A 26,898-nucleotide genomic window follows, 5' to 3' on the forward strand; every position below is an offset into this window, starting at 1 on the left:
CGTCGTCATGCACCCTGAAGCATCTTCCATTACCCACGCCCACCCGCACGCCCTGCCTGCGCCCGCGCAACGGTGGCATCGCATCGTGCTGGAGCGCGACTGGGATGCGCTGCCGGCACTGCTGGACGCCCAGGCGACCTATCACACCCCTGCGCAGCTGGAACCGCTGCGCGGCAGGCAGGCAGTGACCGACGTGCTGCGCCTGGTATTCGGCGTCTTCGACAGTTTTGCGTACCTGCGCAGTTTCAGTGGCGAAGACGGGCATGCGCTGGAGTTCACCGCACGCGTGGGCGACAGCACGCTGTTCGGAATCGACCTGGTGCGCTTCGATGCCGATGGCAAGCTGGTGGAACTGGTGGTGATGCTGCGGCCGCGCGAGGGCCTGGATGCACTGGGTGCGGCACTGGCGCGACGCATCCAGCACAGCGCTGCGCCGCCCAAGTAAGCGCGGCCAACGAACGGTGGCCACATTGACGCTGACGAGCGCGTCAGGCGTGCACCGACTGCATAGCAGTGCGGCGTCAGCGGGGTGTGGTCGCGCTTGGGAGCTGTGCGTTCGATGGTTGTCACGCCCGGTGCTTGAGGGCTTTGCTGCGCGTCAGCGATGTTTCACAACGGCGAGCAAAATGCAGCGCGCCATCGTCGGCGAGCGTGGACGGCACGTTCGAAAACCGCAGCGGACGAGCCGTACATCCCGCACCAAGCAGCGTCCGCGTCTGCCTGGCGGTGCGTACAGTGTTTTATTAGATGTTCTACGCGCTGCTGTGAAGCTGCGGCGGAGAGCGAGCACCCGACTTACCATGTCGCTGCAGCGCTGGCGTACACCAGCGTGCGGTTCTGCGATCTTGGGAAGCAATAAGCAAGGGCACCATTACCGCAGCACGCCTGTCGTACTGCCGTGGCTACTCAGGATCGCTTGCGCGCGACATCCGGGTCACGGGTACGAGGGCAGCGACGACGAAACGATTGGGCGCATCGGCTACGGCATTCGCAGCGACGCCCTCGGTCGTCAGGCGCGCCTGCGCTCCAGCCACCACGTGGCGGTTGCCACCGCCAGCCATAGCAGCAGCCACGGCCAGCGCGGTCCGGGCTGCGAGGCGGGGCGCGTCGTTGCAGGCGTGGATGCGTGCGCTGCGGCCAATGCCAGCGTGTGCGCGCGCAGTTGCTGCCGGTACAGCGCCGGCGCCTCGCCGGGTGCGCGCACATAGATCCAGCGTGGGCTGGGTCCGCCGTGCAGCCGATGCCAGCCGGTGGCAGCCGGCCAGTAGCCTGCGCAGCGCGCTGCGTTGCCGGTGCGTTCGACCAACAGACGCTGGCGGCTGCCATCGGGTGCGCCCACGGCCGCGTCGGCCGCCAGATCGCACAGGAGCATGCGTTGTCCCGACCAGCCCTCCTGCACCGACGATGCTGGCGCACCTGTCGGGCGTGCCACCGCGCCGAGCAATTGCGCCCAGAGCTGCGCATGCAGCGCGCGCTGGCCGGCCAGCACCAGCGTGTAACTGTCCTGGACCACGCTGACCCCGATGCGCCCGTGCCCGACACTGCGCCACCAACCCAGCGCCGTACCGTCGCGGGCGCGCGCGGAGATCACCGCATCGCTGCCCTGCGGCTGCAGGTTGCGGCGTTGCAGCGACGGCGGGGCGGTCTGTGTGCCGGCATCGCCAGGCGTGCCTGCCGGTGCCAGGGCAACGGCGCTGCTGGCGTCGCCGCCGGTCACCGCCAGCCCGAGCGCGGCCAGGGCGGTGCGGGTGGCGGCATCGGCCGGATCGGCCGCCTGCACCAGCACGCCCAGGCCGCGCGCGATCGCTGCGCTCACCGCCTGCCGTTGCGGGATGGGCATGGCCAGCAGGCGCCGGGCGTCGAGCACCAGCACATCCATCCGGTCGAGGCTGGCGGCGTCCAGGCTGACCGCATCGCCCAGCTGCAGGCCGGCGCTGACGCTGACCTGGCTACGCGCCACCAGTCCCGCATCGCTGGCCCAGCGGCGCAGGTACTTGAACTCCGGCTGCGGCGCACCGGCCAGCAGCACCACCCGGGCCGGCGGCACGGCGGCGATCTGCACCGGGACATCCAGGCGGCCCAGCTTGCCGCCGGCGGCATCGCGCAGCTGCAGCGCGAACAGCACCTGCCCTGGTGCATTCGCCAGGCCACGCAGGCGCACCTGGCCCTGCGCATCCGGGCGGGCGCGATCGACGCGCTGGCCGGACGGGTCGAGCAGGTCCACCTGGGCGTTGGCCACGCCCTGCACCTGCGCGGTGAGTGTGACCAGCTGGCCCGGCGCGACGGCTGCCGGTGCCCAGGCCGCGACCAGCCCGCGCACGGGCGGGCCCAGCGCGGCCTGCACCGCCACCCCTGCCAGGCCATCGCGGTCGCGTGCGGGCAGGCCGTCGCCATGTACCACCACGCTGGCGGTGCCGGGGTTGCGACGCAGCGCAGTCGCCAGGTCGGGCACGCGCGGCACGCCGGGCAGGCGGGGGGCTTCCGGCAACGCCACCCACTGCGCGCCCGGGCGGATCTGCGTCGTGTCGGTGCCTGCGGTGGCCACCTGCAGCACGCCGGCAGTGCCGGCCCGCGGTGGCGGCAGCAGCACCGGATAAAGCAGGACCGCCAGCACCGGCTGGGCGGCCAGCAACCACCACAGCCGGGCGCGCGCACGCGCCTGGGCTGCGTGCGCGCGCAGCAGACGGATCCAGCCGACGACCACCAGCAGCGCCAGAACGGCGGCCACCAGCCAGGGCAGTGCGGTGGTCATGGCGGTGGCCCCCCACGCAAGGCATCCAGGTAACGCTGGCCGCGCGCGTCGGCGGCCGGGCGGCGGTCCACCGGCGCCGGTGGTGCACTGAGCGTGGGCCACACCAGCGCACGCAGCTGCGCGCGGCAGCGCAGGCAGGCAGGCTCGCTGCGCAGGGTTTCCACCGCGGCCGCCACGCCGAGTGGGTCGGGCACCAGGTCCTGGGCGCCCTGCAGCCAGCGGGTGTAGCGATCGAGGACGGCCTCCGGTACCGCGCCGTCTTCGCCCAGCGCGGTCCACAGCGCCAGCGCCGAGGGGTCCGGTGGCGGTCGGGTGTCCAGGGCGGCGGGGCGGTCGCCCAGTCCGTCGCGCTTGCCGCTCATGCGCCGGCTCGGATCGATCGGCGGCAATTGCGTGCCGACGCGTGCGAGATAGATGCGCTCGGCCTGCTGCACCTGCTTGATGAAGCCCAGCGCCTTGTTGGCGAACGGCAGCGCGCGCTCGGGGTGGCCCTGGCGTAATTCGCCCTCGGATTGCCACATCTGGTCCAGCGCGGCGCGCAGCAGGGCACGGGTCTGCGGGTCCAGCAAGGTGGCCGCTTCGGCGTGGTCGTGGGTGTGGCCGAACTCGGTCAGCACGTCCTGCGCCTGGCCGAAGCCGCTGTGCTCGTGGCCCCCATCGGCGTGATCGTGGTCGTGATCGTCCAGGGCTGCCGCGCCGCTGGCGGGTGCAGCGGCGTGATCGTGATCGGCATGTGGATGGGTGGCGTCGTGGGCGTGCTCGGCCGGCGCATCGGCGGTCGGCATGTCGGCGGTGGGCAAGTCATCGGCCGGGGTGTCGCTGGTGGGCGGTGCGTCGGCGGTCGGCGGGCCCTTGGGCGCGCCTTCGCTCTCTTCGCCCAGGAACTGGCCGTAGCGCAGCCGCAGCAGGCGCTGGTCCACGCCGATGGCGTCGGAGCGTTTGAGATAGGTGGCATCGTCCAGGCGCGGTTTTTCCTTCAGCAGCGCCTGCGCGTCGATGATGATCTGGCGCTGGCTGCGGAAATAGGCCGGCAAGGTCTGTTTGACGCTGGCTTCCAGGCCGGCGGCCATGCTCTGTTCCGGTGGCGGCCAGCGCAGGATCACGCTGGCGCTGCGGCCTTCCTGTGGGTCGGGCTGGCGGGTGTCGTGCACGATGAGCTGCGCGATCAGGTCGTCGCCGGCGGCCATGCCCAGCGCCTGCGGCTGCAGCGTGGTGGCGAAGCTGCGGCGGGTGGCCGGCCCGCTGCCGGTGAGCGGGCGGCGCTGGGTCTTGAAGGTGATGTTCTCGCCGCTGCCCTGGGCCAGGGTCAGGCGCAGCTCGGCGCTGGCGGCCACGGCGTAATCGTCGCCGGCTTCGAAGCGCAGGGTCCAGGGGCCATTGGCCGGCGTCCACAGCACCAGGCTCTGCTCGGGCGCGAGCACGCGCACCTGCGGCGGGCGGTCGGGCAGTACCTCCAGCCGGTGCAGTTGGCGGTCGGCGGGCGTGCCGTCGATGAGGATGCGGTACAGGCTGGCGCGCGTGGCGGTCCATTGCCCCTGCCACTGATCGCTGCTGCCCTGCCGGGCCAGCGGGATGAGGCGGCCGTCAGTCAGGCGCAGTGCCACGTTGCGCGGGGCCGGGCTGACCTGCAGCTGCCAGTCCAGCCGGGTGCCGGCGGGCACGCGCGCGTCCAGGCCGGGCAGCCGCGCGGCGGGAAGACCGGTGTAGGCCGGCGGTGTGCTGCGTAGCTGCGCCTGGCGCAGCATCGCAGCGCTGCTGCCGGCACCGGCGGCGCTCACCCGGTCGGCGGGGGCGGCAGGCGGCGGCGCACGCGGCGGCCACAGCAGTAACGCGCCGCAGGCGACCAGCCCGAGCAGACTCCAGGGCCATGCGCGTCGCCACGGCCAGGCCGGGCGCAGATCGCGCGGAGTGCTGCGCAGGCGCTGTTCCAGCCGCTGCCGTTGCAGCGCCTGCAGCGGGCCCAGTTGCGCGGCCGGCAAGAACAACAGGTCGCTGCTGTCGTCCAGGTCCGGTTCGCGATCCAGCCGACGGATCAGCCAGGTCTGGTCCAGCTGCCGCGCTGAGTGCAGCGCGATGATGGCCAGTAGCACGATGCCCGCCAGCAACAGTGGCCCCACCGCTGCGTGCGCGCCCATGCGCCAGGCCAGCGCACCCGGCAGCAACGCCAGCGGCCAGCCGAACACCAGCACGCCGGCAGCGCGCCGCCGGAGTGCGGCTTGCCACGCGCGCTGCAGTACCGGCGTGCTCATGCCGCGCTGCTCCTGCGCGGGGCGGTGGCCAGCCAACGCTCGAGCGCGAACAGCAGCAGCACCGCACCGATCAGCCACGATGCCAGCGGCCACGGCGGGGTACTCAGCCGGATCGCGCTGCCGCGCTGCGGTTGCAGTGTCTGCGCCAGGGCGCGTTGCGGGATGGCAGGTGGTTGCAGCGCAGCGTGCAGGCGGGTGGGGAAATCGGCGTCCAACAGTGCCGGCAGCTGCTGCGGCTGCAGTGGCGTGGCCCAGCGCAGCAGACGCCCGCGCCCGACTGCGGCGGCGTCGAGTACGGGCTGCCCCTGCAGGTCGAGCGCGGGCTGCAGCGCGGCGGCGAGTGCGGGCGGCACCGGCGTGCCCGCATCCAGCAGCAGCTGGCCGCCGGCTGCAACCCAGTCCTGCACCGGCGCGGGCGGAGCGGTGGACGACAACCATGCCACCACCGTGCCGGGCGCCCATCGCGCCGGCACTGCCTCGGCAGGCACGCCCACCGGCATGTTGCCCGGCAGCGCCCAGGCGGCATGCACCGCGCGTAGATAGCGCAGGGCCGGTGCGGCGCGGTCGTCGGCAATCGCCCGCAAGCGCAGTGGCGCGGTGGCAGGCGTGGCGGCCACCGGCGATGCACCGGGCAGCACCTGCCACTGCACTGCACGCGACAGCTGTACCCGCTGCGCATCCACCACGCCCCATTGCGCGGGCACGATCACGCTGAGCGGCGCGTCTGCGGGCAGGCTGGCATCGAGTTCGCGCAGCAGGCTAGCCACCGGTTGCGGACTGTCGGCGTGTGGACCAGTGCCCTCGGTGGCATCGGCCCTGGCATCGATCGGTAAAAAGCCAGGCGCCAGCCACACCCACTGCGCATCCTTGGGCTGTGGCAGCGCGCGTGCCGCAGCCAGGTCCACACCCGGGCTCACCGCGATGCGCGGGCGTGCATCCTGCTGCGCGCGTAACGCGGGCTCGGCCAGCAGCAGCGCCAACGCGGCCAGCAGCAGCAGGCGTACCAGCAGCAGCGGCAGTTCGTCCAGGCGCACGCGGTGGCGTGGGCGCGGCACCGCACGCAGCCAACGCAGCGCGGCAAACTCGGTGGGCCGGTGCTCGCTGCGCCGCGCCAGATGGATCAGTAACGGCAGCAGCAGCGCAGCCAGTGCCGCAAGCCCGGCCGGAAACAGCAACAGCAGATTCATGCCCCTGCCCCTGCACTGACGCTGCGCGCGCGTGCGTTCATGGCACTGCGGTGGTGCGTCCGTCTGTGGGCATGCTGGAGTTGTTGGCTGAGCTGCCACCGCCGCTGTAGCCGCAATCGCAGCGGGAGTTGCATCCACGGTTGCATGGCGTGCGCAGGCGCGACGGTGGTCGGCGTTGCACCCATGCGAAGACCTCGCCCAGTGAGCTGTGCTCGCAACTGCAACTGCAATCGCACCAGCATTGGCATGCAGAGCTGCATGGCATGCGCATGATCGACGTCGACAAGCACTGCCCTCATGCGCAGGGGATACCCGGGCAATGCAGATGCACCGCACACGGTGCTGGATACCGTGCCGACATCGACATGCCGCACACGATGGTCGCCGGTACGCGTGCCTGCCACTGCGGCCTGTGCCCGCTGGCAGCAACACGCATTCGGCGCTGCGGCGGCTGCACCGCCATGCTCCAACGCCGGGCCGATAGCGAGATGGACGGCGCAGTCGCCACACCATACAGGCACGTGCTCATCGGGCCGCACCCCGACCGAACAGCTGGCGCAGCGCGGCATCGGCCGGCGCATCCAGGTAATGCACGGCATGCGCAATGCCGGCCGCTTGCCAGCGCGCCTGCCGCGCGCGCTGGGCCGCGGCGAAGCGTTGCAGATAGTCCTCGCGCATGGCCGCGCCATCGCCCAACAGTTCTTCGCCGGTTTCCGGGTCGCGAAAGCGGTGCCCGCCGCTGAATCGAAAATCGCGTTCGTCGCAGGTGAGCACCTGCAGCTGCAGCACTTCACGGCGCGCGGCGGCGAATTTTTCCAGTGCGCTCGCCAGCTCTTCATCGAACCCATCGCCGATGGACAGCAGCAGGTCGTGCGCGGCGATGCGTTCCCACAACGGCCGTAGCGCGTCCAGCCCGGGCCAGCGGCCGCCGGCGCGCAAGCCGTGCAAGGCCAGCCACAGCCGGTCGCGTTGGCGGCTGCCGACACCGGCCGGCACCGCGACCAGGCCGCCGCCATGCAGTGCATACAGGCCGACACGATCGCCTTGCTGCAGCGCCACTTCGGCCGCGCATGCGGCCAGCGTCGCCATCGTGTGCAGGCGGGTGTGCGCCGGCCGCGCGCTGTCGGCCTGCCCGGCCGAGGCAGTGGCATCGAGCAGCAACCACAGCGTCAACGGACTTTCGCGCTCGGCTTCGCGTACGAAAAAGCGGTCCGAGCGTGCGTAGAGCTTCCAGTCGATCTGGCGCAGCGCATCGCCCGGCTCGTAGGCGCGGTACTGCGCAAATTCCAGCCCGGCGCCGCGGCTGCGGCTGGCGTGCTGGCCGATCCCGTGCGCGCCCTGTGCCTGACGCGCACGCAGCTGCAGGCCGCGCAGGCGGCTGCGCACATCGGCGGGGATCAGGGCCGGCAGCGGTGAGTGCATGGCGCTGCGCTCAGCCCGGGAACGGCACGGCGTGCAGCAGCGCGGCGATCACATCATCGGCACTGCGTTGTTCGGCTTCGGCGGCAAAGGACAGCAGCAGGCGATGCCGCATCACCGGAGCGGCCAGCGCCAGCACATCCTCGCGGGTGGCGGCGAGCCGGCCATGCAACAGCGCACGTGCCTTGGACGCGAGCACCAGCGACTGCCCCGCGCGCGGGCCGGCGCCCCACTTGATCCATTGCCGGACCTCATCGCTTGCCTGCGGGCCGGGCCGGCTGGCGCGCACCAGGCGATTGATCCAGGTCAGCAGATCCGCGCCCACATGCACTTGCCGCACATGCTGCTGCAGCGCCTGCACGCTGGCCGCGTCCATCACCTTGGGCACCTGTGCGCTGGCCGTGCCGGTGGTCTGGCTGAGGATGTCGCGCTCTTCCTGCTCGCTGGGGTAGTCCACGCGCACATGCAACAGGAAGCGATCCAGCTGCGCCTCCGGCAGCGGGTAGGTGCCGGCCTGCTCGATCGGGTTCTGCGTGGCCAGCACGAAGAACGGCGCCGGCAGCGCATAAGTGGTGCCGGCATAGCTGACGGTGCGCTCGCTCATCGCTTCCAGCAGCGCGGCCTGGGTCTTGGGCGGGGTGCGATTGAGTTCGTCGGCCAGCAGCAGGTTGGTGAAGATTGGACCTTGCTGAAAACGGAAATGCCGATGCCCGGTGCCGTGGTCTTCTTCCAGCAACTCGGTGCCGAGAATGTCGCTGGGCATCAGGTCGGGGGTGAACTGCACGCGGCGAAACTGCAGCTCCAGCGCCTGTCCCAGCGAGCGCACCAGCAGCGTCTTGCCCAACCCGGGCGCGCCTTCCAGCAGGCAGTGGCCACCGGCGAGCAGGCCGATCAGCAGTTGCTCCACTACCGCTGCCTGTCCCACCACCGCCCGGGCCAGGGCGGCACGCAGCGCGCCGAGTTGGGAGAGCTGTGCGGTGAGGATGTCGTCGCTGGGGGAAGTCATGGGGGAAGTCTCGTTATTTGGCTGCTGGCGTAGGAGCGCGCTTGCGCGCGATGCTTTACCGGTAAATCTTGGTCGCGCGCCAGCGCGCTCCTACAAAGGCGTGCGGGGCTGGTGAGTGCGACGGCGGACGGTTGGCGGTGGTGTCGTGCCTGGAAAGATCTCCCGCACTTCCTGTAGGAGCGCGCTTGCGCGCGATGCGGCGTTACCGGGAAGGCATCGCGCGCAAGCGCGCTCCTACATGATGGTTTCAGTTGGTCAATGCATACATCACGATGTTCACTGCGAACCGGGTGTTGTCTTCGGCCAGGAAGCGTTTGTTGCGCCAGTCGTAATCCCATTCGCAGCCGTAATCCTTGTTGCTGTAGAGCACTCCAAGGCGTCCGTCGATGCTGATGCCCCTGAGATAGTCGTGCACCAGATCGTCGCCCCAGCCATTGAGCTCGAAGCTGGTCGCCGGCGGGCCATCCGGGAACTTGAAGAACGCGCTGTAGAGGCGGTGGCTGTTGGGCAATTTCTGCAGTGCGCTCTTGCCGAACAGCGCGGTCATTTGCGCCTCGAACGAGGTGGCGAACAAGCCATCGATATCGTGGTTGCAATCGTCCACGAACACGAAGCCGCCATTGCGCACGTAGCGTTCGAAATTAAGCCGCTCGGCCGGATTGAATTCCACCAGCTTGTGCCCGGAGAGATAGCAGAACGGCGCCTGCAGCATGCGCGGGTCGGCCAGATCCAGCACATGCTCCTGCGGGTCCACGCGCAGTTGGGTGTAGTCGATCAACGAGGTGATCAGGTTGGAAGGCATACGCGCATCCACATCCCAATCGCCCGAGTCGTAGCGCAGCCGGGTAAACCAGAAATCGTAATTGCCCGCCGCCCGCGCCCGCCGCGGTAACGCCAACGCAGCGACGCTACCGAGCAGCAATCCAAGGACATGACGGCGCGTCGCGCGCGCCGCCAGGGCGTGTAGACCGGGAACGGGATGTGCAGGAAAAGCATCGGGCTGCGAAGAGATTGCTCCGCTCCCCCATTCCCGATTCCCCACTCCCGATTCCCGGCTCTCAGTCACACCGCATCCGACAACGAGGTAAACGTGAAATCGCGCAGGCGCATCGGCGGGATCATCATCACGTAGCTGGATTCATCGCCGGCCACGCGCACCGGCCTGCCCAGCTCGTCGATATTGTTGAGCATGATGATCGGCGATTCGTTGAAGCGGAAATTCTTCACCGGGTACTTGATCTGCCCGTTCTCGATGTAGAAGGTGCCGTCGCGGGTCAGCCCGGTCAGCAGCACGGTCTGCGGGTCGACCATGCGGATGTACCAGGTCCGCGTGACCAGGATGCCCTTTTCGGTGCCGCGCACCAGCTCTGCGATGTTCTTCTCGCCGCCGGCCATCAGCAGATTGCCTGGCTCGCCGATCGCACGCTTGCCGTTCTTCTGCGCCCAGTAGCGCGAATACTGCAGGTTGGCGACCTTGCCGTTTTCCACGATGGACATCTTTTCGCGCGGCAGGCCTTCTTCGTCCCACGGCAGCACGGCGGCACGCGCATCCCACGGGTCGGCGGTGATGTTCACGCGCGGGTCGTAGACCTGCTCGCCCAGCTTGTTGCCGCCACCTTTCTTGGACAGGAAGCTGCGGCCCTCGTCGGCCATGCGCGCATCGAAGTAGCGCATCATGAAGGAGATCAATCCTGCCGCCGCCGCCGGCTCCAGGATCACCGTGTACTTGCCTGGTTCCAGCGCCTTGGCTTCGGCCGAATCGCTGGCCTTGCGCATGGCGATGCGGATGTCCTGCTCGGCCTTGAAGTCGGAGGCGTCCTTCAGGTTGCGCCCCACCCAGCCCGAGCCGCGGCCGTCTTCGGTGCGCACGGTGCAGGTGTAGTCGAAGCGCGCGTCGCGCTGATAGCCGAAGTTGCCCTTGCTGTTGGCAAAGGCGGTAAAGCTCTGGCCATCTTCCAGAAAGCCGGCGGCGATCAGGCCCTTGCCCTTGCACGGAGCGATCGAATCGGCGGCGACCTGCGCGCGGAACGCCGGGTCGATGGCGGCGGTGGATTCGCTGAAGGTGGGGCTGGCGGTGTAGGTCTGCTTGTCGACGGCCGGCATGAACTCCGGGTTTTCAGGCGCCAGCCTTGCCAGATCTTCGGCGCGGCGCACCACGCGTTCCAGCGATGCATCGTCGAACTCGTTGATGGTGGCGATGCCCACGCGCTTGCCGAACGCCACCTGCACCTGCAGGTCAGTGTTGTCGACGATGCCGCTGGTGGACACGTTGTTGAGTGCAAAACGGATATTGCCGTCGATGGTGCCGGTGAGCGTGGCGGTGCACTCGTCGGCCTTGGACAATTTGATGACCTTGTCCAGGATGGCCTTGGCCTGCGCTTCGGTAAGGATGCTCATGTGGGTTTCTCCTGTCAGCCGAGCGAGCGGGCGGTGTTGATGACGTTGATGCCGTCGAAACGGGCGGTGGACGAGCCATGCGAGACCGCCGAGGACTGGCTCGGCTGGCCCTTGCCGTCGAAGAACGAGCCGCCCAGGCGGTAGTCGCGTTCATCGGCCACCGCGCTGCAGGCGTTCCAGAATTCCGGCGTGCGGATCTGGTAGGCCACGTCCTCGAGCATGCGGGTGATGGCACCGTTCTTGATCTCGTAGAACAGTTGGCCGCCGAATTGCGCGTTGTAGCGCTGCTGGTCGATGGAGAACGAGCCGTCGCCGATGATGTAGATGCCGTTTTCCACGTTCTTGATCAACTCGCTCACGCTCAGCGGTGTCTTGCCGGCGGCCAGCGACACATTGGCCATGCGCTGGAACTGCACGCTGGACCACGAGTCGGCATAGCAGCAGCCATCGGAGGCGGTCTTGCCGAGGATATGCGCCTGGTCGCGGATCGCTTGATAGTCCACCAGCTTGCCGTCGCGGATCAGATCCCACTGCTTGGTCTTGACGCCTTCATCGTCGTAGCCCACCGCGCCCAGGCTGCCGGGCTGGGTCTTGTCGGCCAGGATATGCACCTTGTCGCTGCCGTACTGGAAACCGGCCTTGAGCTTGTCCAGGGTGGCGAAACTGGTGCCGGCGAAATTGGCCTCGTAGCCGAGCACGCGGTCCAGCTCCAGCGGGTGGCCCACCGACTCGTGGATGGTGAGCCAGGTGTGCGAGGGGTCCAGCACCAGATCGTACTTGCCCGGCTTCACCGATGGCGCCTTGAGCTTTTCCTGCGCCTGCTTGGCCGCGGCGATCGCGTCTTCCTTCATGTCGTAGGACAGGCCGTAATTGACCACGCCGTTGGGCGAGACGAACTTGCCCGAGGCGGCGCCATCCAGATATTCGTAGCCCAGGCCCATCGGCGCGGACAGTCCGTCACGGGTGCGGAACTTGCCGCTGGCCTTGTCGATGGCGGTGACGCTCAGTGGCGCCCAGATGCGGTGCACATCCTGGTCGATGTACGAGCCGTCGGTGCTGGCGAAATACTTCTGCTCGTTGACCACGAACAGCATCGAGTTGACGAAGTTGGCGCCAGCAGCGGTGGCGGCAGCGTTGACGCCCAGCAGCAGATCCACCTTGTCCTTGATCGGCACTTCCATTGCGTTCTTCCTGATCGGCGTCTTCCAGCTGACCTCGCCGACGCCGGGCGTCGGCGCCAGTTGCACCGGCGTACCCTGCACCCTGGCATTGGCCTTGGCGATGGCAGCCGCCTGCGAAGCGGCCTTGGCCACGCCCTGCTCGGTCAGCTCGTTGGTGGCAGCAAAACCCCATGCTCCGCCCACGATCACGCGGATGCCGGCACCGATGGATTCGGTGTTGACCACGTTCTGTACCTTGTCTTCGCGGGTGATGACGAACTGCCGCAGATAGCGGCCGATGCGCACATCGCAATAGCTCGCTCCGGCCTGCCGCGCGGCATTGAGCCCGGCATCGGCCAGGCGCTTCTTGAGGCCGACATCGAAGGGCGTCAACAACTGCTCGGCGGCAATCGCCTTGCCGAAGTAGGCCGGCACGATCAGCCCACCCATGGTCAGCCCGGTCAGGGCAAGGAAATCACGTCGCTGCACGGCAACTCCCCAATAGTCCCGCGCGGCGCGCAGGTGATCTGGTGACGCACAGATGGGTATCTGCACGGTATCGCCGATTCTTGCCGGGCGATGAACGCTGCGTCAAATGACTTTCGGCAGGGGTGCAGCGGCAATCGCTGTGCTCGTCTGAATCGATTGGCACAGCTATCTGCATGCAAGTCTGGCGAGCGGGGCTGGTTGCGTGCGATGGATGCTTCGCGCGGGAACATGTGGTGGATGTCGTGCATGCTCGCCCTATTCACGATGATGCGATGCCGTCACGCTCAATAGCTGCTGCGCAGGTTCAGAGCGGCTGACAAACTGCGTGGGCGATCTGCGCGCTGGCTGCAGGGCCCTTGCCCGCCTACCATCGCGGGACACGCCGCAAGTACGCCCTTGTAGGCTCTGACGCGGCATCCATGCCGCGTAAGGTCCCGCGACGGTGGGCGGGCAAGGGCCAGTCGAGAGTGTCGGTACGCATAGTGAGAGCAAAGCATGACGTGCCTTGTTTGAAGAACGCCGCGGATCATCTTCGCAACGCAAGGCGATCAACCTGAGGCTTAAAAAAAAGCAACCGACTCACTCTCTGGTGCGGTGTCCTCGCCGATTGCGGGACCGTGTGGCGGCATGGATGCCGCCACCGAGCCTACAGGGACGTACTTGCGGCGTGTCCCGCGAGCGGCGAGGGCACCGCGCCCTCGACTGACCAAGCTGTTGATCGCACCCAACAACGCTGCGAATCGACATCATGATGAGCCGCTCTCAGCCTAACGAACGCGCGGTATTGATCACGTTGATGCCATCGAAGCGCGCCGTGGCCGAGCCATGCGATACTGCCGACACCTGGCTGGGTTGGCCCTTGCCATCGAAGAACGAGCCGCCCAGACGGAAGTCGCGCTCGTCGCACACCGCGCTGCAGGCGTTCCAGAATTCCGGCGTGCGAATCTGATAGGCGCCGTCTTCCACCAACCGCGTGACCTGGCCGTTCTCGATCTCGTAGAACAGCTGCCCGCCGAACTGGGCGTTGTAGCGCTGCTGATCGATCGAATACGAGCCGCGCCCGTGGATGTACAGCCCGCGCTCGACGTTCTTGATCATGTCCGCCACCGCCAGCGGCGTCTTGCCCGCAGCCAGCGACACATTGGGCATGCGCTGGAACTGCACGTTGGACCACGAGTCGGCGTAACTGCAGCCATCGGAGGCGGTCTTGCCGAGCAGATGCGCCTGATCGCGCGTGCATTGGTAGTCGACCAGGATGCCGTCCTTGACCAGGTCCCATTGCTTGGTCTTGACGCCCTCATCGTCGTAGCCCACCGCACCCAGGCTGCCTGGCTGCGTCTTGTCGGCGACGAACGTCACCGTGTCGCTGCCCCAGCGGAACTTCGCATCGCGCTTGTCCAGCGTGGCGAAGCTGGTGCCGGCGTAGTTGGCCTCGTACCCGAGCACGCGATCGAGCTCGAGCGGGTGGCCGACCGACTCGTGGATGGTAAGAAACAGATTGCTCGGGTCGATCACCAGATCGTATTTGCCGGCCTTCACCGAGGGCGCGGTGAGCTTGGCGCGCGCCTGCTTTGCGGCGGCAATGGCGTCTTCGCGCGCATCGTAGCTTTTTCCATACCCGACAAGCCCGCCAGGTAGCGCGTGCTTCTCGCGCGCATCGCCGTCCAGATACTCGTAGCCCATGCCCATCGGCGAAGACAGCCCGTCGCGGGTGCGGAACTTGCCGCTGGCCTTGTCCACCGCAGTCACGGTGAAGGGCAGCCACAGCCGGTGCACATCCTGATCGATATAGGAGCCATCGCTGCTGGCGAAGTATTTTTGCTCGTTGATGGCAAACATGCGCGAGGCCACGAAGGTGGCGCCGGCGTTGAGCGCGGCCGCATTGACGTCCATCAGCAGCGCCACCTTGTCCTGCAGCGGTACCTCCATCGCATTCTTCTTGATCGGCGTGCGCCAGCGCACTTGCCCGGCCGCTGTCACGGGCGCCAGCTGCACCGGCGTACCACCCAGCCGCGCGTTGGCCTTGGCGATCGCCACCGCCTGGCGCGTGGCGGTGGCCACGCCATCGCTGGTGAGCGTGTTGGCGGCCGCAAACCCCCACGCGCCATCGGCCAGCACGCGCACGCCCACGCCGCTGGATTCGGCGTTGACCACGTTCTCCACCTGCGCCTCGCGGGTGATCACGAACTGGCGCAGATAACGGCCTACGCGCACATCGCAATAACTGGCACCGGCTGCCTTGGCGGTGCTCAGCGCGGTATCGGACAAGCGCCGGCTGCGCACGGCATCGTTGGGTGTGAGCAACTGTTCGGCAGCGATCAGGCGCGTATGCGGCAGCAGCAACCCGGCTGCACCGATGCCGGACAAGGTGAGGAAGGTACGACGGTCCACGGCGGTTCTCCGTTGAAGGCGAGCGGCACGACCCCCGCCGTGCCAGCCCCCGAGACTGGCCGGTGTGGGCGTTGGCGGTCAAGGGGGCAGCGCCGGCGGGCCGGCGTCCGCGTCCAGATCGCATGGTGCGTGGCGATACGATGCGGACACCGGGCGGCTGTCGAAAGGCGCGCCGACATGCGGGCAGCGGCAGCGCACGCATCGATCCAGATCCCTATGTACCGTTTGTGCACTTCTGCGTTGCGGCACATCGAAACGTCAAGCGCCGCAGCAGAACCGAGCACGACCACTGGCGATGGCAGACTGTATGCGCTGAGTGCATCAGCGTGCTGCCGTGTGCCGCAATCGCCGGTCCAGCAGATAGCCGAGCGCGCCGCCGACGGCGATGGGCAGCAGTGCATAGATCGGGATGAAGATCAGCGCCAGCGCCGACTGCGCGTCGGCACGCAGATCCAGCGTGGCGTGCGCCCAGGCCAGCGCACCGAAGCCCAACGCACAGGGGACAAGTAGCGAGATCGGACGCCGGTACAGGAAGCTGATGCCGAGCAGCGCGCCCCATGCAATCGCATTGAACGCGCCCAAGAGCAGCCAGCCGCCGATAGCCGTGTCGGTGTATTGCGCAAGCCATTCCGCCCCGCGCGGCAGGCGCGCCGCGTAGGGCAGCAGCACACCAACCAGCACAATCATGAAACGGCAACTCCGCATGGTCATTCGCACGCCATCCCTGCTGGTAGGAACGAGGATGTTGGCTCTCGTCATCGCATCCGCGTGGTGAGACCAGTCACTTTTTAAAGTCGGTCGGACGTTCCAGCTGGTAGATCGACTCTCCCAGATCGTCCAGCTGCTTGGCGATGATCGCCTGGGCATCGTAGACGCCACGGTTGTAAAAGTAGGCTCCGACTTCTTCGGCAAAGAAATCGAGCAGGAACTCTGCATCGAAGCGTCCGATCTGCTGCTTCAGCTCCTCGCTGAAGTAAAGCTGGACCTTGCGGATGATCGCCGCCCGCTCGCCTTCGGTGAATTTGATATTGGTCATGGAGGCTCGGCGCAACGACGGTCTCGGGACGATTTGCATTGAGACGCAGGCAGCTTGGCGCGACTGGTGCCTGTTGAACCCAACCGCTTGCCTGGTCGGTATCGAGATCGAGGCTTAGGTGGCAGCCGGCCAACGGGCAGGCCGGCCGGCCCGAATGTAGTCGAGGTATTCGGACTCGGCAATCCCAAGGTTGGTCCAGCGCGTGGGGTCAGCCGCCAGGGATGTGCTGGCATACATCACGGCAGAGGCAGCGTCCGCAAAAATGGCAGCAGGGGCGTCCGGTCCATCCGGATCGAAAGACATGAAGTCATACAGGTCCGAATGGTCCTGGCTGCCAATGTCCTCCACGTCATGAATCCACACCTCGATGGAGTCGTTTGCCGGGCGTAACTCGATATGGCGAATGTACGTTGCATCGACTGGGCTTTTTCCGAGGAACTGCTCGACCGACGTGTTGCGCCGTAACGTAGCTGGAATATCAACCGGTAAAAGATGTCGCATACAGCCTCCCTGCCTTCAAACTATCGCTGCTCCAAAAATACATCGAGCCGCGCCGCTGTGCGGCGTGGCTCGACAGTGCTCACTTGGTCTGACTTGCCACGCGCTTGAAATACGCCGTGCGCATCATCGGGTTGCCGTCCTTGAAGTACGCTTCGATCTCGGTCATCACCTTGCCATCGGCGCTGACCGTATAGGTGCGTGTGGATGCCGGCACGCCTTGATACATCAACTGCATGACCAGCACGCCGGGCTCGGGCATTTTGACTGCGGCACGATCGACCAGGTAGGTGCCGGATGCCTTGCCCGGCGTGCCGTCCAGCGACAGCGTGGATTGCGCCTGCAAGGTGTTGTTGTCGTGTTCGACGATCTCGGCGCTGGTTGTCCATTTGTTGCCGGGGACCTGCTTGAAATCCAGGACGACACGTTTGGGTCGTGCAGCAGGTGGCATCGGCAGGCTGCTGGTGTCCAGCAGCCAGGTTCCGACCAGTGGCGAGGTTGCGGTTGATGCGGAGAATGCGGGTGTGGCTTGCAACATGACGGCAGCCACCAGTGCAACACATGCGGTCTTCATGTGAACTCCCTGATCGATACGTGGTCCCTGCGGGCAGTCATGCGACTGTTCGCAAGGCACTGTGAGTAGATCAACTTCCCGTAGACCGTCCCACTCCGGCCCGATCGCGATACTCACCGCCTGGCGGCGGTGAGTCAACTCACGGCACCAGGTGGCCGTTGGCGCAGTTCTGGCGCTCCGGCGCATCGCCAGCGGTGCAATCAGCATGCGTTCCATAAAAAGGCAGCCACACCGGGCAGGTGTCCTGCATCAATCAGGGTTGCTTGTCGCGCAAGCCGAAACCTCAGCCCTGCGCCTTGTCGAACCCAACGCGATACCGCGTCGCCTCGGTCACGTCATCGCGTGAGCCCAGGAACACCGGCACGCACTGGTGCCGTTATGCGGGCTGGATGTCCAGGATGCCTTCGTACCGTCCCAGTGGCGAGCTTCCATCATCAGACGTGTGCGGGCGGTCAGCATCACTGGGTCGGGCAAGGTTTGGTTCCGCATTGCCGCTCTGCAGCGCCGCGTCCCAGGACGGTCTGACGGTCTGCTGGTAAAGGCAGCTGGCAATTGCGGCCCACAGCGGTGTGGCGATGTAGAACAATGCCGACGGCTTCACTAAAGGGTCGATGTTCTGCGGACCGACAAGCAGGTACGGGCAAAGGTGGATCATCGCTGCGGTGATTGCCCGGTTAGTGCAGCATGGCGTGGGCGCGCGTACGCTTCAGCCAGATACCAAGTGCAAGACTGGCACGCGGAGAGCAAGAAATGCAGGCACGTCGACGACGAAAGAAATGAGTGAGAAGGCAGAAGGAAGAAAACAACATGCCTAACGCTCATCCCTGGCGTAAATAGACACCGCCATGCACAGGACGATGCCACTGAAAACCGACGCACTCAAGCAAGCGTAAATGGACACTTCCAAATCTTAAAGCCCGCGCTCACCATCCGCGCAACGGTCAGTAAGAGTGCCTTGTGCTGAAGTGGCTTTGTCATCCCGGCCACTCGCACCGAAAGTTTTCGGAATCAACACACCAGCTCTCCAATGAGGATGCGGTCGCCGTCTTCAAGCCTGAAGTACACATCCTGCTTGGGGCATAGTAGGTCACCCGCACGAGCGATATGGATGTCCACAAGCGTGGACCACCCTGTGTAGACGTGTACACAAAGTACTTGGGTTCCTCGCCTGTCTCAAACGGAACGTCCTCCCAGGAACCATCGTAAGGCACGATGCAAGCACCCTGGGAATCTGTATAAGCAGTCAATGCCTCTCCGAGAGTGACTGCGTCGGCAAGTACCGGGACAGGCGTGTTCACGACCTGTCTCGCCCTGTTTGTGTACCAACTTCATATCGCTGGACGGGCCGATGATCTCGATCATTTTCAACACTCCCCAAGCTGTTTGAGCCTTTATCAGCTCATTTCGGTAATTCCGGCAGTCAGTGCTGACGGGGGCAAGGTTGATGGGTGATGCCAGCCACGTGTACACAGGCGGAAATCTGCGGCCAACGCCATTATATCGCCTCCGTCGCCAGTTGCTTTGTGCGCTGATAGACGCAGCTTGCGATTCCTGCCCAAAGCGATGGGCAAGCGACAAGTACCGCGATGGTGTCCCAGGAAGAAAAGGGTACTGAGGAGTGATGCATCAAGCGCAGGATCAACATGCTGCTTGCTGTGATTGCCGCTCCCGCAATTCCCGCACTGTAGGGATGTGCATGCTTCAGTCCAGGGAAAAAGTGCAGGAGTGGAACGCCTGCAAGGAAGAATGCGGGGGAGCCAATGCCAAACGAGAAAAAGCAGTAGTACAAGAAAAACGCACCGGCCGTCCCACTATCGCGTGACGTCGCCAGAATGAGAGTCAAACAAAGTCCGCTGAGAATCGTTGCCGCGACACATGAAAGAAGCACCGAGCCCAGAAAGATGAGAGTCACTTTTGCTGCGCGTGCGGCCGCGAAAAAGACGTGGGTCATGCCTGCTCTCGCGGTGCGGAAACAATATTTGCGCTCGGCAAGCGAGTTCTCCGATGAGGATGCGGTCGTCATGCGGCAATTGCCGCGTATGCCGCCAGGGTCTCTGAGCCTGCGCCTCTCTCAACAGCGGCGTGGCAATCAACGCCGTAAGTTCAGTTTACTGGCTTGTTGCAGATGAGAATTCACTGGATGGATCGATGATTTCTGGCAGCCGACACGCTTGCGAATACAAGGGAGGGGCACAAGATTTTTTTTCCAGCTGCTGCGCGAATAAACACCAGGTCCGCTTCATGCTCTTGTAGAGTCTTCCACTTCTGCTCAACAGCGGACGTTCCGCAAAGTCGCGAATTTGGGGGGTGCTAATGAATCTGGAACTCAAGATTATTAACTAGCTGCACTTGGCCCCAGGTGAAATTGCATATGTAAGCTGTCAATGCGCCGTCCTTGCTTCCAGGTAGGCAGCCGCCACGAATTGTCGATTCCTCTGGGCCCTGTAAGGATAAGGGGAATTCAATCGATACGCTGCGGGAGACCTTGTGTTTGAGGACGACATCTTCCGCATAATCGTCGGCCAGCGTAAAAATTTCCAGGCCATCTACACGAAGCCTGAAATACATGTGATCGAAATTTTCGCCCTTGATAAGGCACATTTCTGAGGTGTGGTCTTCTGGTAGCTTCTGCGACTTGCACTCTGGTGCCGACAACTGTTTGGCTGGTTGCGCCGCCATCAATCTGGCTACTTGATACTTGGTCAACTGCTGGCCAAGTCTGCGATGCTCACGACGCTGGTCCATGAGAGCCAAACACTCTTGCTCAGACTGGGGGTTGGCAGCTTTGAGTTGGTTTGCGCTGCCGCTGATCGCTTCTTCTAGCTGGGCGGCGATGGGCGACTTTCCATTCTTCAAAATAGCGATAACTTCGTTGGTCGCTGCCGTTGGTGTGATATTTTTTCGATCCACCAAGAACGCTACTCCGAGTTTAAGAGACTCGACGTCGACAGGAGGCGTCTTGGTCAGGCTCGCGTATTCGGATTTATACTTCAATGACTGGTTGCAGTCATATGCAAAAGCCGGCGAAGCAAAAAAAGCAAAGCATAAAAGTGCGGATAGGTGTTTCATCGACCGTCCAATGGTGTATAGGCAATAAAATGCTAGCAACGCTGAGACTGGCCGTCCATAGAGGGCAGCGTTGAGCTTGCGTCAAGACACGTAAAATAGTGAAGTCATCTCGCAGTAAACGAGCGGGTCACCCGCGCGAGGCGGGCGACCCACTTGTCGCGCAAGTGAGTGCCCGATACAACCTCAGCCCTGCGCCTTGTCGAACTCAACGTGATAGCGCGTGGCCTCGTTGACTTCGTTCTTCGAGCCCAAAAAAACCGGCACGCGCTGGTGCAGCTGCGTGGGTTGGATGTCCAGAATGCGCTCGCGCCCGGTGGTGGCTGCGCCGCCGGCTTGCTCGACCAGCATGCTCATCGGGTTGGCTTCGTACATCAGGCGCAGCTTGCCCGGCTTGGACGCGTCCTTCTTGTCCCAGGGGTAGATGAAGATGCCGCCGCGAGTAAGGATGCGGTGCACGTCGGCGACCATGCTAGCGATCCAGCGCATGTTGAAGTCCTTGCCGCGGCTGCCGTCCTTGCCCGCCAGCAGATCGCCCGCGTAGGACTGCATGGCCGGTTCCCAGTGGCGCTGGTTGGACATGTTGATGGCGTATTCGGCGGTGTCTTCGGGCACGCGCATGTTGGCCTGGGTCAGCAGGAAGCTGCCTTCCTCGCGCTCCAGGGTGAAGGCGTGGGTACCGTGGCCCAGCGTAAGCACCAGCATCGTGCTGGGGCCGTAGATGCAGTAGCCGGCGGCCACCTGTTGCGTGCCCGGCTGCAGGAAGTGCTCGTCGCCGGGCTTTTCGGTGCCCTTGGGCGCGCGCAGCACCGAGAAGATGGTGCCGACCGAGACGTTGACGTCGATGTTGGAGCTGCCGTCCAGCGGGTCGAACAGCAGCAGGAAATCGCCGCTGGGGTATTGGTCGGGCACCGGCTGGCTGTGGTCCATTTCTTCGGAAGCGCACGCAGCCAGATGGCCGCCCCAGGCATTGGCTTCCAGCAGGATGTCGTTGCTGAGCACGTCGAGCTTCTTCTGCGCCTCGCCCTGCACGTTGCCGGTGCCGGCATCGCCGAGCACGCCGCCCAGGGCGCCCTTGCTCACGGCAATGGAAATGCGCTTGCAGGCGCGCGAGACGATGGTGATCAGCTGGCGCAATTCCGCATCGATACGGCCGGCGTGTTGCTCTTCGATCAGGAAGCGGGTCAGCGAGGGACGCGACATGGGGGCGGGCAGCCTGTGTAGGAAGTGGGCGGCTATTGTCGCCATTGCGCCGTTAGATTTCGATCACTTGCTGCGCGTTTTGCAGCGTGATTGATCGAACGTGCGCGAATGGGGGATGGTGGTGGGTCAGCGATGGTTGCGCTGCGCTTGCCCCCATCCGCCCTTCGGGCACCTTCCCCCGCAGGCGGGGGAAGGGAGCGTTGCCGGTGCGTGGGTGGCGGGTTGGCGATGGTGGCGCTGGGTTTGCCCCCATCCGCCCTTCGGGCACCTTCCCCCGCAGGCGGTTGAAGGGAGCGTTGCCGGTGCGTGGGTGGTGGTGGGTTGGCGATGGTGGCGCTGCGCTTGCCTCGATCCGCTCTTCGGGCAGCTTCCCCCGCAGGCGGGGGGAAGGGAGCGTTGCCGGTGCGTGGGTGGTGGTGGGTCAGCGATGGTTGCGCTGCGCTTGCCCCGATCCGCGCTTCGGGCGCCTTCCCCCGCAGGCGGGGGGAAGGGAGCGTTGCCGGTGCGTGGGTGGTGGTGGGTCAGCGATGGTTGCGCTGCGCTTGCCTCGATCCGCCCTTCGGGCACCTTCCCCCGCAGGCGGGGGAAGGACGCGGCGAGGGCAGGGGAGCGAGCGGCGGCTGCGCGCACAAAAAAACCGGGAGGCTGGCGCGCTCCCGGTTTGCTGGTATTGGCCGGTGTGGCCGATCGCGATGCGGTTGCTTACATCCGGCTGACGGTCGCCACGGCCTGCGCCACGTAGTCCAGGTTGCGCTGGCTCAGTGCGGCCACGCAGATGCGGCCGGTGCCCACGGCGTAGATGGCGAACTCTTCGCGCAGGCGGTCCACCTGGGTCCTGGTCAGGCCCGAGTACGAGAACATGCCGGCCTGGCGCTGGATGAACTCGAATTCCGGCGAGCCCAGCGTGGCCAGTTTTTCGACCAGGCCTGCACGCAACGAATGGATGCGCTCGCGCATTTCGGTCAGTTCCTGCTCCCACAGATCGCGCAATTCCGGGCTGGTCAGCACGCCGGCCACCAGCGCGGCGCCGTGCGTGGACGGGCTGGAATAGATGGTGCGGATGATGCGCTTGACCTGCGACTGCACCGCCTTGGCTTCGGCCGCGGTGGCCGAGACCACCGACAGCGCGCCCACGCGCTCGCCATACAACGAGAACGATTTGGAATACGAGCTGGCGACCACGTAGCTGTCGATGCCTTCGGCAGCGAGCAGGCGCACCGCGTAGGCATCGGCTTCGATGCCCTTGTCGAAGCCCTGGTAGGCGATGTCCACGAACGGGAACAGGTTGCGCTCTTTCAGCAGGCCGGCGACCTGCTTCCACTGCTCCTTGGTCAGGTCCGCGCCGGTGGGGTTGTGGCAGCAGGCGTGCAGCAGTACCACCGTGCCCGGCTCCAGCTTGGCCAGGTCGGCGAGCATGCCGTCGAAGTTCAGGCCGTGGGTCGCCGCGTCGAAATAGGTGTAATCCACCACCTCGAAGCCGGCCGCGCCGAACACCGCGCGATGGTTTTCCCAGCTCGGGTTGCTGATGGCGATGGTGGCGGTGGGCAGCAGCTTCTTGAGCAGGTCCGCGCCCACGCGCAGCGCACCGCTGCCACCGACGGTCTGCGAGGTCGCCACGCGGCCGGAGGCCACCAGCGCCGACTCGGCGCCGAACAGCAGCTCCTGGGTGGCCTTGTCGTACGCGGCCAGGCCGTCGATGGGCAGATAGCCGCGCGGTTTGGCTTCCTGCGCGAGCTGCTGCTCGATCTTGTGCACGGCGCGCAACAGCGGGATGCGCCCGTTTTCGTCGTAATAGATGCCCACGCCCAGATTGACCTTGTTGGGGCGGCTATCGGCGTTGTAGGCCTCGGTCAGGCCCAGGATGGGGTCGCCTGGAACCTGTTCCACGTTTGCAAAGAAGGACACGGCATGACTCGCTGAAGGACGAAAGAGTGGGGTACTTCCGGGATGCTCGGCCGCGGCTGGGCCAAACCACTTCATCGTAGCAGCCCATGGCCGGCGTAGCATGCTTCGTTCCGTACGCAACGATGCGGCCACAGTACGGATGAGGGACACTATGCCCATGCCCAGACTCACCCTGTTGGCCGCTGCGTGCGGTCTGTTCGTTGCGAGCGCCGTGGCGCCCGCCCTGGCCGCCGAGCCCGCACCCGCGCCGCAGACACTGCCCGCCGTGCAGGTGGACGCCGCGCGTGTGCACGGCGTGGACGACTTCGACCTGCCGGCGTCGTTCACCGTGGTGGCGGCCGACGACGACAACCGCCGTGGCGCGCAGGTGTCCGAGCTGCTGGACGGTATCCCCGGGCTGGTGGCGCGCGACCGCCAGAACTACGCGCAGGACACCCAGCTGTCGATCCGCGGCTTCGGCGCGCGCTCCACCTTCGGCGTACGCGGCGTGCGGCTGCTGGTCGACGGCATCCCGGCCAGCATGCCCGATGGTCAGGGCCAGCTGTCGCACTTCAACGTGTTGGGCGCCGAGCGGGTGGAAGTGCTGCGCGGGCCGTTTTCGGCGCTGTACGGCAATTCCTCCGGCGGCGTGCTGCAACTATGGAGCGCCGACGGCAAGCCCGACGACCCGTGGCGGCTGCGTGCCACCTACGGCAGCAATGCCACCGTCAATGTTGGCGCGCAATTGCTCGGCCAGCAGGGCGCGGTGCACTACAACCTGGCCGCCAATCATTTCGAAACCGACGGCTTCCGCGACCATAGCCGCGCAAGGCGCGACTCGGTCAACGCCAAGCTGGGCTTCGACCTGGCACCCGGCAGCCGGCTGGACCTGGTGCTCAACTATCTGGACGCGCCCGATGCGCAGGACCCGCTGGGCCTGACCCGCGCGCAATTCAACGCCGACCCGGCGCAGGCCACCTCGGTGGCCACCCAGTTCAACACCCGCAAATCGGTGCGCCAATCGCAGGCCGGGGCGATCTTCACCCAGCAGTTCGACAGCCAGACGGTGCGGCTGATGGCCTATGGCGGGCAGCGCAGCGTGGAGCAGTTCCTGGCGGTGCCGGTAGCGGTGCAGCGCAATCCGCTGCATTCGGGCGGGGTGATCGATCTGGACAGCAATTACGAAGGTGCCGACGCGCGTTGGGCCTGGCAAGGCGAGGCCCTGGGCCGGCCCCTGCAGCTGACCGTGGGCGCAAACGTGGATCGTCAACGCCAGCACCGCACCGGCTACGAGAATTTCGTCGGCACCACGCTGGGCGTGCAGGGCGCGCTGCGCCGCAATCAGCGCGACCAGGTCGAGAACGTGGATCAGTTTGCGCAGGCCTGGTGGCAGTGGAGCGAGCGCTGGTCGGCATTGCTGGGCGTGCGGCATAGCCAGGTGCGTTTCCGCTCGGACGACCATTACATCGTGGGCCGCAATCCCGACGACAGCGGGCGGCGCGATTATTCGGCCACCACGCCGGTAGCCGGCATCGTGTTCCGCGCCACCGACGATCTGCGTTTTTACGCCTCGGCTGGACGCGGCTTCGAAACGCCCACCTTCAACGAGCTGGGGTACCGCAACGACGGCGGCGCGGGTCTGGCGCTGGACCTGGGCTCGGCCACCAGCCGCAACTACGAGGTCGGCAGCAAGTGGCGCGCCCAGAGCGGCGCGGCGCTGCAGCTGGCGTTGTTTCGCGCAGACACCGACGACGAGCTGGCAGTGGCCAGCAACACCAACGGCCGAAGCACCTATCGCAACATCGGCGCCACCCGCCGCCAGGGCGCGGAGCTGAGCTGGAATCAACCAGTGGGCGCCACCCAGCAGTTGCAGCTGGCCTATACCTTCGTCGATGCCACCGTGCGCGATGGCTATCTCACCTGCGCCAGCAGCGGCTGCGCCACGCCCACCGCGCCAGTGGCGAGCGGGTCGCGCCTGCCCGGCGTGCCGCGCCAGCAGCTGTTTGCGCGCTGGCAGTGGCAGCCGTTGCAATGGCAGTTCGCCGCCGAAACGGTGGCCTCCGACGCCACCGTGGTCAACGACCTGGCCACCGAGCGCGCGCCGGGCTATGCATTGGTCAACCTGGAAGCCTCGCGCCGCTGGACCACCAGCTTCGGCGGGCTGCGTACCTTCGCCCGCATCGACAACGCGCTGGACCGCCAGTACGTGGGCTCGGTGATCGTCAACGACGGCAACGGACGCTATTACGAACCCGGCCCGGACCGCACCTATACGGTAGGGCTGCAGTGGGATTTTGGCGGCTGAGCCACCGGCATGCGGCGCGCGTTCAACAACACGCGCCCGTCACCCGTAGGAGCGCACCCGGGCGCGACAAAGCCGTCCAGCCAAGGCGCGCATCGCCACGTGGCGGCACAACAGCATGCGGATGTCTCTCCAACAACCGGTCGGCCTGTAATTGAAGTTCGGCGGCGAATCCGGCCGCATGCGGCGCGCGTTCAACAACGCGCGTCCGTCACCGTAGGAGCGCACCCGGGCGCGACGAAGCCGTCCCGCTAACCCATGGTTTGCCATCGACACGCCCCACCTGTGCCCACCACGCAAGGCCCCACCATGATCGTCGTCGATCACGCCACCGCAGACTGGTTTTTGCTGCGCGAGGACAACCGCTACTGGCTGGACATCAACTGCACGATCTCGGTCACAGGCGTTTCGCTCCTGCTGCCGTTGAACGCAACCGAGCAGGCCGACGTGCTGGCAGACAGACATGCCGCCTGCGCACGACTTGCCGCGCAGGTGCAAAGGCAGCCGTACGCCTTTGTCGCGCGCGATGTAAGCGCCAGTCATGGTGCGCAGGTAAGCGCAGCCGTGCAAGCGTGGCGCGCGGCAGACACCCGCACCGCTGGTGCATGAGCGCGCATCGCGCCGGGCAAAACCGGTCGCGTTGTTCATTGAGTGTCGCTGCAATGCGCCGCACCCTGCAGCAGTGACTGTGCGCAATACGATGCACTAAGCGTGCAGGCGCATTCCCCGCACAAGGATGTTTCCGTTGAACATGCGCTACGCCCCGATCGATTTCAGCGACAAGCTCGCCTTGCTGTCGCAGCACTGTTCCCCGCGTGTCGTTGCGGAAATGAACGACTACCAGTTCAAGCTGGTCAAGCTGCAAGGTGCGTTCGTGTGGCATCGGCATGCGGACACGGACGAGGTGTTCATCGTGCTGGACGGCCACATGACCATCGAATTTCGCGATGGCGTGGTGGCGCTGTCGGCCGGGCAGATGCACGTGGTGCCCAAGGGGGTCAAACACCGGCCAGTGGCGGAGCACGAGTGCAGCGTGCTGCTGGTCGAGCCACGCGGCGTGGTCAATACCGGCGATGCGGGTGGCGCCTACACCGCAGACAACGACGTCTGGATCTGATCGCTGCGCTCGGCGCGGGGGACTTGCGGCATCGGATCGCATGCACGCAGCGACCCTGCATGGCACGTTATCGCAATCGCCGAGCTGCGTTTGGCGCAGCGGGTCATGCATATCGCGGCGGCTGCCAGGCAGACGTAGGTAGCGTGCTAGGCTCGGTTTTCCGCACAC

General features: G+C 65.9%; 21 protein-coding genes and 1 pseudogene. 4 read left to right on the forward strand and 18 right to left on the reverse strand.

The window, feature by feature from the left end; all coding sequences use genetic code 11:
• Positions 1–7 precede the first annotated feature (7 nt).
• Positions 8–445: a nuclear transport factor 2 family protein gene (locus VZ068_RS00795; protein ID WP_349656582.1), complete on the forward strand. Its 438-nt coding sequence runs from the start codon at positions 8–10 to the stop codon at positions 443–445.
• Positions 446–1,009: 564 nt separating this feature from the next.
• Here VZ068_RS00795 and VZ068_RS00800 read toward each other — a convergent pair.
• The 18 genes and pseudogenes from VZ068_RS00800 to VZ068_RS00885 form a co-directional block, all read right to left on the reverse strand.
• Positions 1,010–2,752, reverse strand: a complete 1,743-nt coding sequence (locus VZ068_RS00800) for a carboxypeptidase regulatory-like domain-containing protein (RefSeq protein WP_349656583.1) — start codon at positions 2,750–2,752, stop codon at positions 1,010–1,012.
• On the reverse strand, positions 2,749–5,001 hold the full coding sequence (locus VZ068_RS00805; RefSeq protein WP_349656584.1) for a hypothetical protein: 2,253 nt from the start codon (positions 4,999–5,001) through the stop codon (positions 2,749–2,751). Before VZ068_RS00805 ends, VZ068_RS00800 begins: the two co-directional genes overlap by 4 nt.
• Positions 4,998–6,188, reverse strand: a complete 1,191-nt coding sequence (locus VZ068_RS00810; RefSeq protein WP_349656585.1) for a BatA domain-containing protein — start codon at positions 6,186–6,188, stop codon at positions 4,998–5,000. Before VZ068_RS00810 ends, VZ068_RS00805 begins: the two co-directional genes overlap by 4 nt.
• Before the next feature lie 525 nt (positions 6,189–6,713).
• On the reverse strand, positions 6,714–7,610 hold the full coding sequence (locus tag VZ068_RS00815; protein WP_349656586.1) for a DUF58 domain-containing protein: 897 nt from the start codon (positions 7,608–7,610) through the stop codon (positions 6,714–6,716).
• A gap of 10 nt (positions 7,611–7,620) precedes the next feature.
• Positions 7,621–8,613, reverse strand: coding sequence for a MoxR family ATPase (locus VZ068_RS00820; RefSeq protein WP_349656587.1), 993 nt, complete (start codon positions 8,611–8,613; stop codon positions 7,621–7,623).
• 247 nt (positions 8,614–8,860) lie between these two features.
• Positions 8,861–9,679 (reverse strand): DUF4159 domain-containing protein, encoded by an 819-nt coding sequence (locus tag VZ068_RS00825; RefSeq protein WP_349656588.1) that lies wholly within the window; start codon positions 9,677–9,679, stop codon positions 8,861–8,863.
• Positions 9,676–11,010: a TldD/PmbA family protein gene (locus tag VZ068_RS00830; protein ID WP_349656589.1), complete on the reverse strand. Its 1,335-nt coding sequence runs from the start codon at positions 11,008–11,010 to the stop codon at positions 9,676–9,678. Before VZ068_RS00830 ends, VZ068_RS00825 begins: the two co-directional genes overlap by 4 nt.
• A 14-nt stretch (positions 11,011–11,024) precedes the next feature.
• Entirely contained in the window at positions 11,025–12,659 is a 1,635-nt protein-coding gene (locus VZ068_RS00835; RefSeq protein ID WP_349656590.1) for a TldD/PmbA family protein, read from the reverse strand.
• Positions 12,660–13,421: 762 nt separating this feature from the next.
• Positions 13,422–15,050 carry a TldD/PmbA family protein gene (locus tag VZ068_RS00840; protein ID WP_349656591.1) on the reverse strand — a complete coding sequence of 543 codons (1,629 nt, stop codon included), beginning with the start codon at positions 15,048–15,050 and terminating at the stop codon, positions 13,422–13,424.
• Positions 15,051–15,371: 321 nt separating this feature from the next.
• Positions 15,372–15,761, reverse strand: a complete 390-nt coding sequence (locus VZ068_RS00845) for a hypothetical protein (RefSeq protein WP_259159251.1) — start codon at positions 15,759–15,761, stop codon at positions 15,372–15,374.
• 70 nt (positions 15,762–15,831) lie between these two features.
• Positions 15,832–16,086, reverse strand: coding sequence for a DUF2164 domain-containing protein (locus tag VZ068_RS00850; RefSeq protein WP_114996586.1), 255 nt, complete (start codon positions 16,084–16,086; stop codon positions 15,832–15,834).
• A gap of 114 nt (positions 16,087–16,200) precedes the next feature.
• Positions 16,201–16,587 (reverse strand): hypothetical protein, encoded by a 387-nt coding sequence (locus tag VZ068_RS00855; protein WP_259166680.1) that lies wholly within the window; start codon positions 16,585–16,587, stop codon positions 16,201–16,203.
• Between the two features lie 79 nt (positions 16,588–16,666).
• Positions 16,667–17,134, reverse strand: a complete 468-nt coding sequence (locus VZ068_RS00860) for a LuxR family transcriptional regulator (RefSeq protein WP_349657620.1) — start codon at positions 17,132–17,134, stop codon at positions 16,667–16,669.
• A gap of 307 nt (positions 17,135–17,441) precedes the next feature.
• A pseudogene (locus tag VZ068_RS00865) lies at positions 17,442–17,564 on the reverse strand (fructose-bisphosphatase class I); the annotation flags it as partial.
• A 1,089-nt stretch (positions 17,565–18,653) separates the two neighbouring features.
• A complete protein-coding gene (locus VZ068_RS00870) occupies positions 18,654–19,181 on the reverse strand; it encodes a hypothetical protein (RefSeq protein ID WP_349656592.1) in 528 nt (175 codons plus the stop codon).
• Positions 19,182–19,468: 287 nt separating this feature from the next.
• A complete protein-coding gene (locus tag VZ068_RS00875) occupies positions 19,469–20,227 on the reverse strand; it encodes a hypothetical protein (RefSeq protein ID WP_349656593.1) in 759 nt (252 codons plus the stop codon).
• Between the two features lie 183 nt (positions 20,228–20,410).
• Positions 20,411–21,427 carry a class 1 fructose-bisphosphatase gene (locus tag VZ068_RS00880; protein WP_259159253.1) on the reverse strand — a complete coding sequence of 339 codons (1,017 nt, stop codon included), beginning with the start codon at positions 21,425–21,427 and terminating at the stop codon, positions 20,411–20,413.
• Positions 21,428–22,129: 702 nt separating this feature from the next.
• Positions 22,130–23,332, reverse strand: coding sequence for an amino acid aminotransferase (locus VZ068_RS00885; RefSeq protein ID WP_349656594.1), 1,203 nt, complete (start codon positions 23,330–23,332; stop codon positions 22,130–22,132).
• A 157-nt stretch (positions 23,333–23,489) separates the two neighbouring features.
• On the opposite strand from VZ068_RS00885, the gene VZ068_RS00890 reads away from it, so the two are divergent.
• The 3 genes from VZ068_RS00890 (at position 23,490) to VZ068_RS00900 (ending at position 26,730) form a co-directional block, all read left to right on the forward strand.
• Entirely contained in the window at positions 23,490–25,616 is a 2,127-nt protein-coding gene (locus VZ068_RS00890; RefSeq protein ID WP_349656595.1) for a TonB-dependent receptor, read from the forward strand.
• Between the two features lie 306 nt (positions 25,617–25,922).
• Positions 25,923–26,222 carry a hypothetical protein gene (locus tag VZ068_RS00895; protein WP_349656596.1) on the forward strand — a complete coding sequence of 100 codons (300 nt, stop codon included), beginning with the start codon at positions 25,923–25,925 and terminating at the stop codon, positions 26,220–26,222.
• A 127-nt stretch (positions 26,223–26,349) separates the two neighbouring features.
• Positions 26,350–26,730: a cupin domain-containing protein gene (locus VZ068_RS00900; protein WP_349656597.1), complete on the forward strand. Its 381-nt coding sequence runs from the start codon at positions 26,350–26,352 to the stop codon at positions 26,728–26,730.
• Positions 26,731–26,898: the final 168 nt, after the last annotated feature.

It is taken from the genome of Xanthomonas sp. 10-10 (genome assembly GCF_040182365.1).
Classification (GTDB): domain Bacteria; phylum Pseudomonadota; class Gammaproteobacteria; order Xanthomonadales; family Xanthomonadaceae; genus Xanthomonas; species Xanthomonas arboricola_F.

What these genes read in the sequence shown, in the direction of transcription:
- VZ068_RS00795 (WP_349656582.1), top strand. Translation starts at nt 8, where the DNA reads ATGCACCCTGAAGCATCTTCCATTACCCACGCCCACCCGCACGCCCTG.
- VZ068_RS00800 (WP_349656583.1), bottom strand. Translation starts at nt 2,752, where the DNA reads ATGACCACCGCACTGCCCTGGCTGGTGGCCGCCGTTCTGGCGCTGCTG.
- VZ068_RS00805 (WP_349656584.1), bottom strand. Translation starts at nt 5,001, where the DNA reads ATGAGCACGCCGGTACTGCAGCGCGCGTGGCAAGCCGCACTCCGGCGG.
- VZ068_RS00810 (WP_349656585.1), bottom strand. Translation starts at nt 6,188, where the DNA reads ATGAATCTGCTGTTGCTGTTTCCGGCCGGGCTTGCGGCACTGGCTGCG.
- VZ068_RS00815 (WP_349656586.1), bottom strand. Translation starts at nt 7,610, where the DNA reads ATGCACTCACCGCTGCCGGCCCTGATCCCCGCCGATGTGCGCAGCCGC.
- VZ068_RS00820 (WP_349656587.1), bottom strand. Translation starts at nt 8,613, where the DNA reads ATGACTTCCCCCAGCGACGACATCCTCACCGCACAGCTCTCCCAACTC.
- VZ068_RS00830 (WP_349656589.1), bottom strand. Translation starts at nt 11,010, where the DNA reads ATGAGCATCCTTACCGAAGCGCAGGCCAAGGCCATCCTGGACAAGGTC.
- VZ068_RS00845 (WP_259159251.1), bottom strand. Translation starts at nt 15,761, where the DNA reads ATGACCATGCGGAGTTGCCGTTTCATGATTGTGCTGGTTGGTGTGCTG.
- VZ068_RS00850 (WP_114996586.1), bottom strand. Translation starts at nt 16,086, where the DNA reads ATGACCAATATCAAATTCACCGAAGGCGAGCGGGCGGCGATCATCCGC.
- VZ068_RS00855 (WP_259166680.1), bottom strand. Translation starts at nt 16,587, where the DNA reads ATGCGACATCTTTTACCGGTTGATATTCCAGCTACGTTACGGCGCAAC.
- VZ068_RS00870 (WP_349656592.1), bottom strand. Translation starts at nt 19,181, where the DNA reads ATGACGACCGCATCCTCATCGGAGAACTCGCTTGCCGAGCGCAAATAT.
- VZ068_RS00875 (WP_349656593.1), bottom strand. Translation starts at nt 20,227, where the DNA reads ATGAAACACCTATCCGCACTTTTATGCTTTGCTTTTTTTGCTTCGCCG.
- VZ068_RS00880 (WP_259159253.1), bottom strand. Translation starts at nt 21,427, where the DNA reads ATGTCGCGTCCCTCGCTGACCCGCTTCCTGATCGAAGAGCAACACGCC.
- VZ068_RS00890 (WP_349656595.1), top strand. Translation starts at nt 23,490, where the DNA reads ATGCCCAGACTCACCCTGTTGGCCGCTGCGTGCGGTCTGTTCGTTGCG.
- VZ068_RS00895 (WP_349656596.1), top strand. Translation starts at nt 25,923, where the DNA reads ATGATCGTCGTCGATCACGCCACCGCAGACTGGTTTTTGCTGCGCGAG.
- VZ068_RS00900 (WP_349656597.1), top strand. Translation starts at nt 26,350, where the DNA reads ATGTTTCCGTTGAACATGCGCTACGCCCCGATCGATTTCAGCGACAAG.